Source organism: Cellulophaga sp. F20128 (genome assembly GCF_023015805.1).
Classification (GTDB): domain Bacteria; phylum Bacteroidota; class Bacteroidia; order Flavobacteriales; family Flavobacteriaceae; genus Cellulophaga.
Genome location: NZ_JALKBA010000017.1, coordinates 22,654 through 39,914 on the forward strand (window position 1 = coordinate 22,654; position 17,261 = coordinate 39,914).

At 32.2% G+C, this 17,261-nt stretch carries 10 protein-coding genes; 5 read left to right on the forward strand and 5 right to left on the reverse strand.

Annotation, left to right across the window (positions count from 1 at the left end):
* Positions 1-405: 405 nt before the first annotated feature.
* Positions 406-2,646 (reverse strand): glycoside hydrolase family 31 protein, encoded by a 2,241-nt coding sequence (locus MWU65_RS13955; protein ID WP_247078861.1) that lies wholly within the window; start codon positions 2,644-2,646, stop codon positions 406-408.
* 741 nt (positions 2,647-3,387) lie between these two features.
* Here MWU65_RS13955 and MWU65_RS13960 point away from each other — a divergent pair.
* Entirely contained in the window at positions 3,388-4,416 is a 1,029-nt protein-coding gene (locus tag MWU65_RS13960; RefSeq protein WP_247078862.1) for a LacI family DNA-binding transcriptional regulator, read from the forward strand.
* 183 nt (positions 4,417-4,599) lie between these two features.
* Here MWU65_RS13960 and MWU65_RS13965 read toward each other — a convergent pair whose 3' ends face one another.
* The 4 genes from MWU65_RS13965 to MWU65_RS13980 all read right to left on the reverse strand — a co-directional run bounded on the left by MWU65_RS13965 (position 4,600) and on the right by MWU65_RS13980 (position 12,006).
* Positions 4,600-6,894: an FAD-dependent oxidoreductase gene (locus MWU65_RS13965; RefSeq protein WP_247078863.1), complete on the reverse strand. Its 2,295-nt coding sequence runs from the start codon at positions 6,892-6,894 to the stop codon at positions 4,600-4,602.
* Positions 6,895-6,968: 74 nt separating this feature from the next.
* Complete coding sequence (locus MWU65_RS13970) at positions 6,969-8,621, reverse strand: sodium:solute symporter family protein (RefSeq protein ID WP_247078864.1); 1,653 nt, start codon at positions 8,619-8,621, stop codon at positions 6,969-6,971.
* A gap of 55 nt (positions 8,622-8,676) precedes the next feature.
* Positions 8,677-10,998 carry a discoidin domain-containing protein gene (locus MWU65_RS13975; RefSeq protein WP_247078865.1) on the reverse strand — a complete coding sequence of 774 codons (2,322 nt, stop codon included), beginning with the start codon at positions 10,996-10,998 and terminating at the stop codon, positions 8,677-8,679.
* Positions 10,999-11,037: 39 nt separating this feature from the next.
* The gene (locus MWU65_RS13980; RefSeq protein ID WP_247078866.1) at positions 11,038-12,006 is read right to left on the reverse strand and encodes a family 43 glycosylhydrolase; all 969 of its coding nucleotides are present in this window, start codon (positions 12,004-12,006) and stop codon (positions 11,038-11,040) included.
* Between the two features lie 972 nt (positions 12,007-12,978).
* Here MWU65_RS13980 and MWU65_RS13985 point away from each other — a divergent pair.
* The 4 genes from MWU65_RS13985 (at position 12,979) to pelA (ending at position 17,214) form a co-directional block, all read left to right on the forward strand.
* Positions 12,979-13,656 carry a response regulator transcription factor gene (locus MWU65_RS13985; RefSeq protein WP_247078867.1) on the forward strand — a complete coding sequence of 226 codons (678 nt, stop codon included), beginning with the start codon at positions 12,979-12,981 and terminating at the stop codon, positions 13,654-13,656.
* On the forward strand, positions 13,653-14,930 hold the full coding sequence (locus MWU65_RS13990) for a HAMP domain-containing sensor histidine kinase (RefSeq protein ID WP_247078868.1): 1,278 nt from the start codon (positions 13,653-13,655) through the stop codon (positions 14,928-14,930). Before MWU65_RS13985 ends, MWU65_RS13990 begins: the two co-directional genes overlap by 4 nt.
* Before the next feature lie 333 nt (positions 14,931-15,263).
* Complete coding sequence (locus MWU65_RS13995) at positions 15,264-16,079, forward strand: PepSY-like domain-containing protein (protein ID WP_247078869.1); 816 nt, start codon at positions 15,264-15,266, stop codon at positions 16,077-16,079.
* Between the two features lie 28 nt (positions 16,080-16,107).
* Positions 16,108-17,214, forward strand: a complete 1,107-nt coding sequence (pelA, locus tag MWU65_RS14000; protein ID WP_247078870.1) for a pectate lyase — start codon at positions 16,108-16,110, stop codon at positions 17,212-17,214.
* Positions 17,215-17,261: the final 47 nt, after the last annotated feature.

Consider the following 17,261-nt stretch of genomic DNA (forward strand, 5'->3'; position numbering starts at 1 on the left):
TCGAATAAAAGAGCTGGTGATACTCTATTTTATGGTGAGTTTAAACTCAAAATTTAAAACTTTTGAAAGCTTCTGTTTATCTCCTTTTACACCATAGCTATGAACAGTAGATAGCCATCATTTTCATATAAAAAACTAATGAGTCATTTCAAAAAAAAGAGGAACACCAATAAATAGAAAACAGAACTGTTTAGTTACAATCCATCTAATTAAAAGTATACTACAACTTGGGAAGGAGGATAATGTATCAGGAGAATGGGTTAAACAAAGCAATAGAAAATACGGTTTTGCTAAAAACAATTATAAGGGTATACTACCACCGTTTTTTTGCAGTGTCGATCATCAAAATTTCCTCCTACAAAAATATTAATTTTAGTAATTATTCTATAGTACTAATCTGCAATTTTATTTTTCTACTATGCTGTAGTTATGTCCTGGTTCTATGGGAAAGCTTATTTTATCCGTTACGCTGTCAATGGTGAAGTCCATTTCCTTGTTCAAAGTAATATTCATCAATTTAATACGCTCTGCAGTTTTCCATTTTTTATAGGTAATCATACTTTGACTTACCCCATCAGGATAGTTAAAATAAAAGGAAGTTTTCTTTTTCACTATTGGATAAACAGTTGCCATTAATGGTAAATTATCTGACGTTCTTAGTACAATTACCCCTTTACCTCCAACAAAACCTGGTATTTTATTCAATGGTATTTGGTAATCTGTAAGTGTTAGAGGTCCTTCAAACTTTTTTCCACTTTCATAATCATACCATACACCTTGTGGCAAATACACATCCATTTTACCTGACTCCGAGTTTTTCAATAATGGGGTCGCCAAAATGGATTCCCCGATCATCCATTGGAAATTTGGATGATCAACAACAGTAGTATCTTTAGGAAATGCAATAGTTAAAGGTGTAAGGGTTGAAGGATATCCGGAACGATATCCCTCCGTAGCCGCACTATACATATAGGGACCCAATTGATAGTGAAAATCAATAGCCTTTTTAAAGGATTTCAATTTATCATTTGGCCATTTCTCTGGATATTTTCCTACTGCTAATCCGGCCGTAAGCGCCAATAACCAGGTATGTCTTATATTCCGATCTACATCCTTAAGATTATCCATATTATGCACACCAGCCACATCTGAATATACATTTGGAAACCCGCTAGCCGCATATTGCAAATAGTTTATTGGAATTCTTTTATCTAAATTTCCAACACCGGTATCATTTATTCTTAAAAGCGTTCCTGGACTCGAAAACTCACCATTTCTTGCCATCACTAGTCCACCTTGAGCAGCAATTTCCCGAATTGGAGCATTATATATACCCGTTAGTGAATCTATCTTCATCATAGTGTCTTCTTTGATGCCATCGATATCCCATTTTTGATATTGCTTCTGGTACCATTCTGCTGCTCCGGGCGCATCACCATTAAGAAGGTAACTAGGAACAATTGGAAAAACTCCTGAGGTAATACTGAGAATTTCTCCATTTCTATCGTTAACCAAAAAATCATTTTTTTTTGCTTCTGCTGATAGTTCATTACCATAAAATGAATTGACTTTTAAATTTTTATCCCTTTTATTGGTTGAGGGATAGAAGGGCCCTCCCTCCGGAATAAAATTAGTTCTTAGACCAATCATCCATTTAATATCATTGGCATGCAGCCAATTTTTAAAGACCAAGGCATCTGGAAACTTCTCTCCCCACTTTCCAAAACTAGTGGTGGTACCTCCTTGATCCCAGAATCCAGATCCTGTTACTGCCCAACGAATAGGATAATCATTCTCATGAAATTTTTGAAGAATTTTTTGCACTGTAATTTGGTTTGTATTCCAGCCAAGTGCATCCCAAGACTCCCAGCCCAACTCAAAAAGTCTAAATTTAGGTACTACATCTAAGTAACCTTCCGATTCCCTAACCTTTTTGTAGTTCTTATAAATATTTTTCGGGTTACCAAGAAAGTAATAAAATTTAGCTTTTCCAGCTTTGGTAATATTCATCGCATATTTGTCTTCCTTAAGGGTTACTACTTTTTTGCCCTTATCAAAAAATACTCCAGCAAACGAATTTTGAGGAAAAATTGCAAAAGTACTAGCCCATCTTCTACCCCCTCCATCATTTAATATAGTATAAATACTCTCCTTGTTATTAATAATATTAAATTCTTCTTTAAACGCAGCTGCATCTCCTAAACCATGGGCAACCGGCATTCCACCTAGTTGAAGTGAAATTTCATTTATTTTTTCATTCGAAGGGGTGATGTTAAAAGTAGTAATACCTGCATTAAAACGAACTTCAACTAGTGCCTCATCCCCTTTTAATGTCCTTACTTTTACTATGAGCTCTTCTTTATTTTTAAAATTTTGTTGAACAACTGAAACAACAGGGTATCCATTTATTAAAAGACCAGAATTTGACGCTGAAGGAATGTTTTGATGCTTTTTTACATCTTCAAATTGGAATTGAAATGTTTTCTTACTTATAGTTAACTTATAATCTCCATCCTTTAATTGCAAAACCTTATCGGTTGTTTGACCATTACAACTCCAAAAAGAAATAAAAACAATACCTATTACTACTATTTTTATCTTATATATTTTTAAAATAACTGAAGCCAATAATTTTGAATAATTCATTTTTAATTTTTCTATAATGTTTTATAATTCCGAAACTTATTTTATGAATTAAAGGTCTACTTAAATCAAATAAAAGAAGTGAAAATAAAATTACATTATTAAATTAGGTCTTAGCCAATTTATTTAACAGAAACGCTACCGAAAACGTTTTTAATTTCCGGAATCGTTTCCGATAATTAAAAAATTCATTATAATAACGAAGTAATTATTTCCAAGGAATAAGCAGTGTAAATTTATATGTTTGCTTTTCATATTCATAAGAACCCTTAGCTTGTTAAAGTATTATTTATTTTCTAGTATCTTTTATAAAATAATTTGAAAAAAAAAGCAAACCCAATTTATTACATAAATTAAGTTTGCCACAAACTACTAACTAAACTAACTGAAAATCTTTTTTTGGGTTAAACCGGGTTTCAATTTTTTCTTTATTAAAAATAGGAAAAGGTATTTTTTCTTTTTTTTTACTTCAATTTCCAACTTACATTTCTATATTCTTTCATTATCTTCAAACTTAATAGCGGAAACGATTTCGGAAACGTTTTAAATTTACGAAATCGCTTCCGAAAATGATATAATCTTATATATATCAATAAATTAGATTAACAAATTAAACTTATAATTACGATAAAGCATTATCTTTATAGTCTAAATTTGTACTATTTTTGATTAAGTAATTAGTGCTAAAAAATTATTTTCGGCAATTTATTGAATTTTCGATTATATCTAAACAAACAGCGAAGAATGAAACATGTTACCATAAAGGATGTTGCAAAAAAATTGAATGTTTCAATTTCATCTGTATCAAGAGCGTTTAACGATAAATATGACATTAAAAAAGAAACAAAAGAACTCATCCTTAAAACCGCTGAGGAAATGGGTTATTTTCCTAATCCCATAGCAAAAAACCTGAGTCAGAAAAGAACATATACGATTGGAGTGGTTGTACCTGAGTTTATTAACGAGTTTTATTCAGAAATAATTATTGCTATCCAAGAAGTCTTAATGCCTAAAGGATACCAAGTACTCATAATGCAATCTAACGAGAATGATGAACAGGAATTAAAAAATGTTACTACCCTTATTCACCATATGGTTGATGGTCTTATAATTGCCCCTACTATGCAAAAGCATAATATAAATATGAATTATTATCTAAATCAATATAAAAAAGGACAACCTATCGTTTTTATGAGTCGCGTTAATGATTCTTTGATGGCTTCAAAAGTTTTATTTGATAATAAAAAATGGAGTTTTTTTGCTACCGAGCACCTGATTAGACAAGGATACAAGAAAATATATCATCTCTCAGGGTATAAAGATTTATGTGTTTCTATTGATCGAGTAGAAGGTTTCAAGAAAGCCATGAATAAACATAAAATTGAAAAAGAAAACTATAAAGTTATAGAAACGGGTTTACTATCAATAGAAGGTATGGAGGCTATAGAAAATTTAATTTATAAACACGATATCCCAGATGCTTTTTTTTGTGTAAATGATCTAGTTGCTATTGGAGCTATAAAAACATTAAAAAATAACGGCTATCAGGTCCCAGAGGATGTGGCAATAATTGGTTTTACAGAAACTCAAATGGCTAAACACATTACACCTCAACTAAGTAGCGTAAAACAACCCACGACCGAAATTGGTAAAAAAGCTGCAGAACTATTATTAAAACAAATTGAAAAAATTTCTGTAGATAATGAAACAGTCGTATTGAACGGGGTGTTAAATATTAGGGATTCATCAGTTCGAAAAACTAACGAGATTTAAATCTCATTAAATTGCCCTATAGGCTTTCATTAACTCTTCTAGCTTTACTTCTTTTTTGGAGAAACTACTTTGAGAGACCAATCCAAATTAAACCTTATCAATTAAGGTTCTACAAAAAATAAAAATGGCAGCATAGCTCAACTACTCCTTTGATTCAGTTATTTGAACTCTTTAATAGCTATTCTAATGGTCGCTATAAGCTGATATTTTAAATACTGAAACAGGTATATTTACATTAGGTTTTTCGAATACAATTGTTATTAATGAAGTCTCAATAGGGTTTTCAAACTTAATATGATTAATGGCTTGATAATTAGCTACACATTCAAAAATCAAATTATTTTTTTCATCAAATATTTTATAATTATTTACAACCATATCTACAATCGATTGGGAGTGCGTCATCAATATAGATTCTAATGCGTTATCAAAATCTGTATCAAATATCAATTTAATTGACTTTATTTTTTGAGGTTTAGACCAACTACAATTTATTTGAGGATTTTTATCATCTATGGCGGACATCCAGGCATTTACATTGCCATTTGGTGTGGCACGTTGTTCTAGACTTAGCACGTTCTTTACATCAAATTTTTGAATTGGTGGAGAAATTAGCATTGCGATATTTTCCCCTGCTGGTTTTCTTTCTGGTGTCCAAAAATCAAAAGCATGGATACCAATATTTTCAGGCGGATCTTGCCTACCAAAATTAGAAACGGATTTATTAATTTTTTGCTGTAAAGTTATTACTCCAGAATATAGTTGGTTTGATAAAGGCAATTCAATATTATCATTTTCCATAAAACACAAATAAACATAGGAGTTGCTACTGAATGCTTTATTTAAATTGAACCTAATTTCTTGAAAACCTTCTTCCAAAACAAATTCATCAGATTGTATTTCAATATCTGGTGTATAGTGTTTTACTGAATTACTCTTTTTTAATTTTATGGTTAAGGTGGTTGCAACCAAAACCTTCACGTTTAATTTAAAACTATATATCTCATTAGCATTTAACGGTAATAATTGTGCCGTATTCTTCCTTAAAGGCTTATACAATCCTGAAGCCGTAATATTACTAAGTTTCAATTCAGATGATGCCGTTAGATTCCCGTCTAAAATAAGGTCATCTTGATCTTCTAAAGATAATCTTGGTATACCTTGCCCATCTCTGTTTAAGGATAATTGCAGTTCTTCTATATGCTCTTTTTTACCCAAATTGCGAGGATTCCAGTTGTTTTTCAAACATAAAGCTGCTGCTTTCCCTACTACTTGACCTCCATGAGCACAAGTTAACATAACTCGAGATGAACCAAACGCAACGTGAGATGCACTAATTATTCTACCCGCCAAAAACAGGTTATCAATGTCTTTACTATAATAACATCTATAAGGAATAGTGTATATTCCTTTACCATGCCATTGTGTACATGAATTATGCGCACTGTATATCCCATCAGCCGGATGTAAGTCCATTGCCCAACCCCCTATTGCCACACGGTCATAATGGTCTCTTTGTTCAACAATATCCTTTTGTGACAACATAAAATCCCCTTCAAATCTTCGACTTTCCCTCTTTCCCGGAATAGTTCCAACCCATTCCAATGTTAAGTTCTCTGCTTCAGGAAACTTATTACTATTTTTAACATAGTCCCATATACCATAAACAACCTTCCACAATTCAAATTTAATATCCTCAGATTGGTGAACAGTATCAAGACGTCCTCCATATTCTACCCACCACAGCTTACAACCGTGATCACCCAATTGGAAATTTTTAATTCTGGGAAGTTCGGCTGCGTTGTCAATTGCAAAAGAAGGAGCCTTATACGTAATTGGCTTACCTACATCCTTAGTATAAAAATAAAGTGAGTGTCCCAATAAATTCCCATAGTCTTCAATATTTGGTGCAAAACCTTCATCAAATTCTTCTGAGGTTTCAGCTCCCATTCTAAATGAAGCGCCAGATTGAAAGGCAACAATTCCATCTCCAGATGCATCACAAAAGTAGGTAGACTGTAAAATATAGGTTGTTGAATTCTGACTGCAAAATGCTTTCACACACGCTATAGTTGTGTCATTCGCTTTCTGCGTTTCATAAACTACTGTATTCAGTAATAAGGTAATATTATTTTCTTCGTATACTTTCTCTAGTAGTATTGTATCAAATATAAGAGGGTTTCCTTCTTTATTTCTATTCAAATTATCAAGAAGTATTTCATTAATTAAACCACCTTCTCTAGACCATCTATTATTATTACCCATATGTGATGTAGCTCCCAAAGCCCAAAGCCTTACTTCACTTGAAGAATTCCCTCCAAGTACTGGTCGGTCTTGAACCAAAACAACTTTTAAGCTTTCTCTGGCAGCTGTTATAGCTGCACAAACTCCCGCTAATCCTCCTCCTATTACTACTAGGTCTGCCGTTATTTCTACGAGTTTATTATCTCTTGCATCACTATATTCACTCTTAATCATTCTTCAATCTATAAAAGGTTAATGTTCTTTTTAAGAGAACACTTTCTATTCTTGTTCTATATGTAATTACTATCTTAATTTGATAATTTAAATGGCAATTTCTTTTTAATATTTGGATGAATAATTAGTGCAATTATTCCTATCACTGCCCCTACAGAGAGTACAATCCCGTTAGATTCCTCAGCAAAAAAACCTAAAATCAAAATTAATAACCCGACGGCCATTAATGTAAGTGCCAAGACTTTTAAACCAAATGTATTTTGTTCGGTAGCATCTTCTTCAACTATTTCCATCACTGAAATTTTGCCTTGATATATTTTATAATCATCACTTTCATTCACACCTTTAAATCTAATGTAAAATTCATATAAAAATAACAACGTTAAAGGCAAGATGGCTCCTAAAAGCATTTCATTTGCTCTAGATAAAGGGGCGAAAAATTTAAAAACAATATTTATTAATAAACTTGTAATTGTAATCCATAAAATAGATTTTCCTGAATGTCTTTTTGAAAAAATCGCCCAAATAGGAGGTCCATACAAAGAACAACCCGTTACCGCACCGATACTCAATACCACATTTACAATACCTCCTGCAGAAGGCACCAAAAGTGCCACCATAATAGTCCCTATACCAAATAAAAGTGTGGAAAGTTTAGCAACACGCATGGTTGTCTTTATGGATGCCTTAGGCTTTATAATTTTAAATATATCATTCGTGATAACGGAGGCTGCTAAGTTCAAAGTCGTGTTTACCGAACTTGCCGTAGCAAAAACCATCCCACCTAACATTAGTCCCAACATACCTACTGGCAATACTTGCTTACATATTAATAAATAAGCACCCTCATTTTCCAATCCTCCTAATGAAGGATTTAAAACACGATAAATCATTGGTGGCAACATCCAGATAAAGGGACTTAATAAATACAACCAACCAAAAGTTAGTCCTACTTTTTTAGCATCTTTAGCGTTTCTCACACTGGTATATCGTTGTACATAAGCCCAATTTCCACCAATGAAAATAGTATTATAAATAGCAAAAGCAACAATAAACCCCCAGGTATATTCCCCACTTGTCCAGTCAAAAAAGTTATTTGGCACCTTCTCAACAAACTGATTTAATCCACCTACTTCTTGAATAGATAGATATACTACTATAAAAACGGCTGCTGTTAGAATTACAAATTGCAAAACATCCGTGATAATAACTGCCCATAAACCTCCAACAACGGTATATAATAAAATTAACAAGCCTAAAACGATAATACAAGCATTTATAGGAAAACCCGTGGACACATTAATAATTTTTGCAACAGGATATAAAAAAGCCCCTGCATAAGCCAAGGAGAGTATTAATATTAGATAGGTATAAAACTTCTGGGTAGTATTACCTAATCGATTCCGTACAAATTCTGCAGCGGTTAAACTATTTGTCTTGCGCCAAGCGGGTGCTATCAGAAAAGCCACCAAAAACCCACCAAAACACATTGCCATTTGAATTGTAATGGCTACCCAGCCTAACTCATAAGCAATAGATCCCCATACAACAAAAGTTCCTGCCGAAAAAAAACTCATGAATAGTGATAATCCACTCATAGACCACGGAACTGCACCTCCCGCTGCAAAATACGATTTCATATCCCCACCTCTTTTTCTAAAGGCTAGACCAGCCATTACAATCAATAAGGAAAATATTATAATTACTAGATAATCAATATTATTCATTTAGGTTTGTTATTAAAATTTTTATTTAAAGCTGTTTGAGATTTTTGTGTTCATATCAATGATTCCCTATTTTAATGCTAGCACGTTTTTCAAAATAACCAAAACCATAAGTCGCCTCAATAATGTCTTCATTTTTTAGCTGCAAAACACCATCTTTTAATTTTATCTTACCTTTCTTAACTGCCACCGTTCCTAACAAATATTTTGAAAATGGACTTTCCTCTCTTAATTTTACAATCTCTACATCACCCCTTGATGACTTTAAAAATACATCAACCATATCAACTTTATTTTCATCAAAATTCAATGGCGCCTTTAACCTAATTTCTATGGTCTTTTTGTTTCTTTTTTTTAGTATTATTTCCGTTTCATAATTTGCTAAATAGGCCATACTTACATTAAATGCAGTATTGTGTTGCACCCAGCCTTCGGTCCATCCTATATTACCAATTTCTGGATGATTCGGGTAATGATTATTTTTTGGTGAGCCATCAAAAACAAAAGGAACCTCCTCCAACAAACCTACACCACCATGGTGAAAAGAATACCATCCTAAATCTACCCCTTCGATTTCAGAAGGACCATCATAAGAAAAATGTCTGCCTGTAGGATTTCTACCAAATGCATTATCAATATGCGACCAAGTAATTTTATCTAATTCTTGTTTCAACTCTTTATTTGTAATTATACTCATTGCCGCAATAGCACTTGCTGGAAAGCTTAGAATATTTCCAGTTTCATTCCAACCATTAGGCACCCAATCCCCATGGTCTGTATATTTTCTAAAATCCCACATATTTTTGGAACGACCTACCATAACTTTGCCCCATTCTTCAACTTTTTCCATCAACCCTTGTGGGGCTTTTTTAGGGTATTGGTTATAAAAAAAGGCAAAAGAACGCAAAGTAATATGCTCAGACATACGTTGACCTTTTGTAGTTAGAGGATCATTCCAATCAAGATTAGCGATCATCCATTCCATTTGATTGAAGGCTGCATTAAAATACTTAATGGCATCTTTTTCACCTTGTTTCTTAGCAACCTTAAACATCATTAAATTGGGAATAACTGAATGTCCAGGTGGCAACTCCCCTTTGTTGGTTCCCATCTTGGTTTTTAATGCCAATAAATTATGTTCTGGACTTTGATCATATTTCGTTGAACCATTAGTAACCAATACATTTTCCCAATTATCTATTACATACTTATAAACAACATCAAAATTCTGTTGCGGCAACCATTCTTTCAAATACGGAAATGCATAAAGAAAATGTGCTAATTCTGCTTTTTGCATTTCATGATTCAATTCCTGAGAAATTTTAACATCAGCATCCCAATGAATTAATTTAACGATATCCGGCGCATCCTTCTTATAAGGTTCTAAACGACCCCATTTGTCTTTATACTCTAAAGGAAAAGAAGTGTTGTCCTTATATGAAATTTTCTGTTTCATACGTTTGTAAGCCTCAGGATTGGAAAGGTATTGAGCTACTAAGGTTTGCATAGACCAATTAAAAAAATCACCATCGCGCCAAGCCCAAGAAAGTTGTCTTATTTTATCCGTAGTACCAAGGTAATGCCTAGCGCCTATCATAAAATCGATCATATTTCTATAGGTCACACGCTCTAGCCAATATGGTCCTATTCTAAAAGGAAAGGATGTATTGGCCCCTATAACAATCTCATATTCATCTGAAGATGATGGGTTAAAATTTGTAAAATCCCCAATATGACTCATCACTGTACCTCTATACTCTTCTTTATTGGTTCTTGTATTTTTTATTATGAATGCAGTATTATCTAATATCTCTGGTGCCGTAAATCGTTTCGGTTTATCAAGGTTATACCCACTCTGGTTTGTAATAATTTTTCGAACAGGAGTAGCTTCATTAGAAACATACTTACGTCCGTAGATTTCAAATTCGTTAACTTTTACTACAGCTTCATTATAGATTACCAACCTTATTCTATCTGTTAATACAGGATTTTTAAAATCAATCGAAATTATTTTTTCATGATTATCCATTACCTTTTTTAGATCATTCCAGAATCCATTCATAAACGTTTGTAGCGCATATGAAGAAACGGTACGCCCGTTAGCATCTTCTAAATGCAATACTACGGTAACAACTTCAGTAGCACCTGGTAAAGTGACCAATACCCATTTGGGCTCTTTACCGCCCTCACTCATCCATCCTGTATCTGTTTTACCGTCTATTGTATAATCGGATTTACTAGGAACGTGAGGATTACTGGAAATAGATTTACCGGAAAGTGCAAGATTATTTTGTGCGTAAGTTGATAGCGGTTTTAAGGAAAGGACAAGTACAATAAAAAGTACTTTTAAAGGTATTTTGACTAATTGAATTCTTATCATTGGAGCAATACTAATTAAATAATTTTTTATTTGAATTACCTACCTATTAGGAACTGGCATAGACGTTTCTTCTTCATCTAATCCATCATTCCAAAATAATTCTGCCATCCGAAAATCATGTTGATTACCAGAGGATCGTGAGTAATACCATTTACCGTCTAAATCCCTCATAATTTCCGCGGCATGCCATGGATTAATGCGCTTGACTAAATCTGAAGTTTGCCATAAAAATGGAGATTTGCTTTTAAAAATATCCTGTCCTCCGTATGGCCACGTTGGTCTTGCCGAAAGTGTGAGGTAATAATACTCCCCTCTTTTAACCACAAATGGGGATTCAACCCCTGGGTTTTCAGTATGTTCATCAAAACAAATTTTTGGACCTTCCCAATTTATTAAATCCTTGCTGGTACTATAACCAACTACCCAATGTTTATCATCTTTTAACATGCTGAAATACATAATCCAAATATCCCCATGCTTAAAAACCATAGGGTCTTTATTTTTTTGATTATTTGTAATTTCGTTAGAATATGCGAATAAAGGTTCCTCTGTTGGATGTTCCCAATTATAAAGATCTTTGGATACTGCATATCTTATTTGACGAGGCACACCAATACTAGTATAATACATATAGAAGGTATCAGCATTTTTAATAATATGTGGCGCCCAAATTTCTTGGCCCTTATATCTAAATTCCTTTTGTTTAGACCAACCTCTTTGGGTTAATGAATCGGCGGTAAGGTGAATAAATTGTCTATTATCTGCTACAATTCCATACAAATGCCATTTACTATCCTTAGAATTATAAATAATTGTATGATCATAGGCATAAGGTAGTTCATAGATTGTGAACATTTCACCTAAAACAATTGAATCTGTTATTTGTTTATTTTTGGTTTCTACTAATTCTTCATCATTTACCTCCCCATTGATTGTCACAGTCTTACATTGACTTAACACTATAGTTAATAAAAAACACAAGCAAACTTTTAAAGGTATCCGCATCATTATTTTAATTTAATTATTTTTAGCCATTCGAAAGTAATTTTTATTTTTTGTAACGACCACTTCTTTATAGAATCCCGAACTTGATTTTATTAGATGGTACTATATCAGTTTATATTTTAATCTAAACTCATAGGAATTCCCTACTTCTTATTGATTTTTAAACCTATTTTTTTTTAATAAATAAATTTATTTTCTAGACAAAGCCATTACCTATAAAAAATATAACTTTAATTTGTTAGAAAAATTAACTTGGATTTCGGATCAACTTTTTTAGTTTTTTTCTATTCAGCATTCTAATAAAAAAAATCTTTCCATTTAGTTAGTAATTCAAATTTACTCGCACTAATATCTATAATTGATTTGCATTTTTTTTCAAGAATTAAAAAAAAAATACCGAAAACGATACCGAAATGGGTTTAATTTCCCGGTAACGATTCCGAAAAAATAATTTGTAAGCATAACTATTATAAACCATCTTTTTCATATTCAATTGAAAACACCTATGATCCAAAGAAAAATTAATACAAACAAAGGACTATAACTTATGTGGATAATTCAGAGCGTAATCTGCAAGGTGCTTAAGTAAAGCACTATAAAAAAATCATTTTTGAGTATTAAATCCTTTAGCCACCTCGATAAAGAAAATGCCTAAAGTCAATTGAGTTTTGAATGTATTCATTATTATGAAAACCCATTTAAACGTTATTTAAAACGATCGAGGAACCCACCCTTTTCATTAGTTCACACAAGAAAATATTTTCAAACAAACTAAAATTCTCAACAACTATTTAAATTTACTTAATACCAAGTTTCAAACTGTTTTGGATTTTAAGGTGTAAAAAATTTATCGCTACAACAAAGATTAACTATTTAAGTTGACAATAAATAAAGTATTCAGAATAATTGATTTGACCTGTTAAAATGTTTAATTTAACATGGTCTGAAAAATTAAAGACCTAACTACCCAATGAAATGAAAATACTTGTAATTGAAGATGAACCTGAAATGAAAGGACTGATCAAAGAATTTCTTTTAGATGAAAATTATATTGTTGAGGTTGCGGGAAATTATCAATCTGGTTTGAATAAAATTGTATCCTATGATTATGATTGTATCCTGCTTGACATTACCCTACCAGATGGTAATGGACTTGATTTATTACACGAATTAAAAAACCTAGACAAGGCAGACAGTGTAATTATTATATCAGCCAAAGACTCACTTGAGGATAAAGTAAAAGGGTTAAATCTTGGTGCAGACGACTATTTAACCAAACCCTTTCATATTACAGAGTTAAATGCAAGAATAAAGTCCGTAATCCGGCGAAAAAAAAGGGAAGGAAAAAAGCTACTTGAATTGGACAATGTGAAAATTAATATTGAGGAACGCTCTGTTTATATAAATAACCAACCCGTAGAATTGAACCGTAAAGAATTTGATATTCTTGTGTTTTTTGGGATGAATAAAACTAGAATTGTGAGCAAATCTGCAATTGCAGAAAACATCTGGGGAGATTATATAGATCAGGCAAATGATTTTGATTTTATTTATTCTCAAATTAAAAACTTACGTAAAAAGCTTCGCGACCATAATGCTGAAATAGATATTAATTCCGTCTATGGAATGGGTTATAAATTGGGGCTAAAATGAAACTAATTAACCACACCTTGTGGATTCTTTCTACTATTCTATTCACTACTGTTGGTATATGGGCATTTCTATTCTATTCTGAGTTGCTAATTCAAGTTAAAACTACTGTTGATGAAGGCCTTACTAATCATAAAATAGCAATTATAGACAACTTAGAGGATAATAGCGCTAACCTTATTGAACAGGTTAATTTTCTAGATAAAAGTTACAGTATTAAAAATGTAAATGAGGAGTACGCGCTTCAAGTGAGAGATTCTTACAAAGACACCTTAATTTTTTCTAAGCTAAAAAACACAAATTACGAAGCGCGCTTACTTACAACGGCTTTTGTATCCGCTGAAGGCAAATACTTTGAAATGAAGGTGCTTTCACATGAGTTAAATAAAGGTAACCTAATCAAAAAGATTATTATATCAATACTTTGGTTGTTCCTATTTCTGTTTATTAGTGGTGTATTAGTGAATCGATTTGTACTAAAGAACACATGGAAACCCTTCTATAAATTATTAGAATACTTAAATGATTTTAGGTTAGACAGCAGTACTACTAAGGAATTATCTAAAACAAATATCAAAGAATTTGTTTTGTTAAATAAATCTGTTCAAAAATTATTGCTGACCAATGGGGCTATTTTTAACAGTCAGAAACAATTTATTGAAAATGCATCACATGAGTTACAAACACCTTTGGCCATAGGAATAAACAAACTGGAGTTACTTGCTGGAGATCCAGATTTATCTGAAGAACAGATAAAAAAAATAGGCCATATTATTGAATCCTTTCAACGCATATCTGGTTTAAACAAATCGTTACTCCTACTTTCTAAAATAGAAAACAAACAGTTTGTTTCTGCCGAAATATTAAGTTTTGATGACATTATTAGCAGAATTATAGCGGATTTTTCTGATTATGCGGAATTTCAAAAAATTAAAATAACGTATGTAAAAGAAGCTGATTGGGTTTTTAAAATGAATAAAAACCTTGCTGAAATGCTGGTAATGAACTTGGTCAAAAACGCCATAATCCACAACCAAAAAGATGGTGTTATTACAATCCATATTACCACTGCTTATTTTACCATAGAAAATAGCAGTAATTTACCAGAATTACAAGCAAATAAGTTATTCATACGATTTAACAAAAATTCGCACAACAACAATTCAACTGGGCTGGGTCTGGCCATTGTAAAAGCCATTGTAGACGTATCTGATTTAGCCATCACTTATTCATATGAGCACAGGCATAAATTTAAAATAAGTCAAAACCCTTTATAAACTTATACTATTAAACGTAACACTTCTAATAACCGTTCTTGCAGCATACTCTAGGTTGGTCTGCAATATAAAAATTAATGGACCAGTATATTCCGTTTGTAGTTTGCATATGTCGATTCGATAAAATTTTACAGCCATAATTTGCATACTTTAAAGCACTAAGAAAACAAATGCTACTGCAAAATGAATACTACTTCTAACAGGTATTTACAGATGAAGCAGAATAGCTTATTCAAAAGAGCATTCATGTACTTTTCCAGATTCTTTCCAGATTCTTTCCCATTTGTTTCCAAATTCGTGTTGTTTATTTGATTAAAATTTAAAAGTCAACAGATGAAACCTATCATAGCGCTAATTGTATTCCTATTTTTCACAACATTTACTTGGGGCCAAAAAATAGATCAAAGCCAAGTACCAGCTGTTTTATTAAATAGTTTTCAATTAAAATATCCAAATTCAGAACACGCAAAATGGAAAAAAGAAAAAGAAAATTATACCATTGAATTTCAAGTAAACAATAAGCCTCATAAGGCCATATTAAGCTATAAAGGAAATCTTATTGAACATTTTAAAGATTTGTATGTAAGTGAAATTCCAGAAGTGGTATTGGAAACTATAAAAACTAGAATTCCCTATTTTGATGTTGAAGATGCTGATAAATATGAAAATGGCAGGAAAACAACCTATACAATTAAATTTAAAATTGATGGAAAGCGCCACTATTTCTGGGTCAATGAAAAAGGGGAATTACGAAAATACAGGCAAGAGTTAAAGGATAGTGAAATCCCAATATTTATAAGCAGTCTTATTGCAACTAATTATGGAAAAATGGACATCGATTATTCCAAATTCGTAGAGGAACAAGGGGTAATAATCTATATCGTTGACGGCGAAATTAATGATGACGATCATAATTTTAAATTTGATGCTAAGGGGAATATTTTAAAACACATTCACGATATAAAGCTATCCGAAATACCAGCTCCCATAATTAAAACCATATCATCTAAGTTTAAAGACCATACTCTTAGAGATGCCGATTTTATTGAAGAAAATGGAAAATCGTATTATTATATAACTATGAAAAAATCAAAAAATCAAGTATACATAACCTTGAACCCGAATGGACAGGTACTTACTGTTAAATAAATTTAGAGTATAAATTGAAATTAAACCCATGAAAAAAACAAACCTTATATTACTATTTACGTTAATCATATCGATTACTATAACCAATGCACAAAATACTCCTTCAGATTATTTACAAAAGTCTTGGAAAGATGTCGCCATAAAAATGCCATCAGATTGGTATGGCACAAGTGAAGCTAAGTTAGTTGCAGAAAATGTTTTACTTGCACAAAAAGAAATTGGAGGATGGGAAAAAAACAAATCTTTTCACCAAAAATTTACTGAAAAAGAAAAACTAAACTACGCCAACAACACCTCTAAAATTGGAGCAACTTTTGATAACAACGCTACCATTACAGAACTTCTATTTTTAGCAAAGGTATATTCTCACACAAAAGACGAACGCTATAAAAATGCCTTTAATAAAGGATTGAATTATATTATTATTTCCCAATATAAAAATGGTGGGTGGCCCCAGTTTTTCCCGGTACGTACAGGAAGTACCTCCTACTCCGCACATATCACCTACAATGACAATGCAATGGTAAACATAATGAAGTTTCTAAAAACTGTTTTTTTAGAAAGCTCCGAAATAGCATCCCTACAAATAAATAAAACTACTATAGAAAAAACTCAGAAGGCTTTTAAAAAGGGAATTGAATGTTTTCTTAAAACACAAATAATTGTAAAGGGCACACCTACGGTGTGGTGTGCACAACATGACAAAAACACATTGGCTCCAGCAATGGCCAGAAGTTATGAATTAGCCTCCTTTAGCGGTGCTGAATCTGTTAACATTGTCTTGTTGTTGATGGAGGAAAAAAATCCATCAAAAGAAATTATAGCCTCAATAAATAGAGCCGTAACTTGGTTTAGAACACATAAAGTTGAAGGAATAAGGATAGAGACTGAAATTCAAAAAGACGGATTAAAGAATAGAATTGTGGTTGAAGATAAAAATGCACCCTCCCTATGGGGTCGGTTTTACGATCTAAAAACAGAAAAACCATTTTTCTGTGACCGTGATGGGATTAAGAAAAATTCTCTGGCAGAAATTGGATACAATAGGAGAAATGGTTACAGCTGGTATACAAATGCTCCAATAAAAATATTTTCAAAATATGACGAATGGAAGCAAAGAATCGCTACTAAATAAAAGTATTAAAAAGCCAAATTCACTAAAACAACTCCTAAAACCAAAAA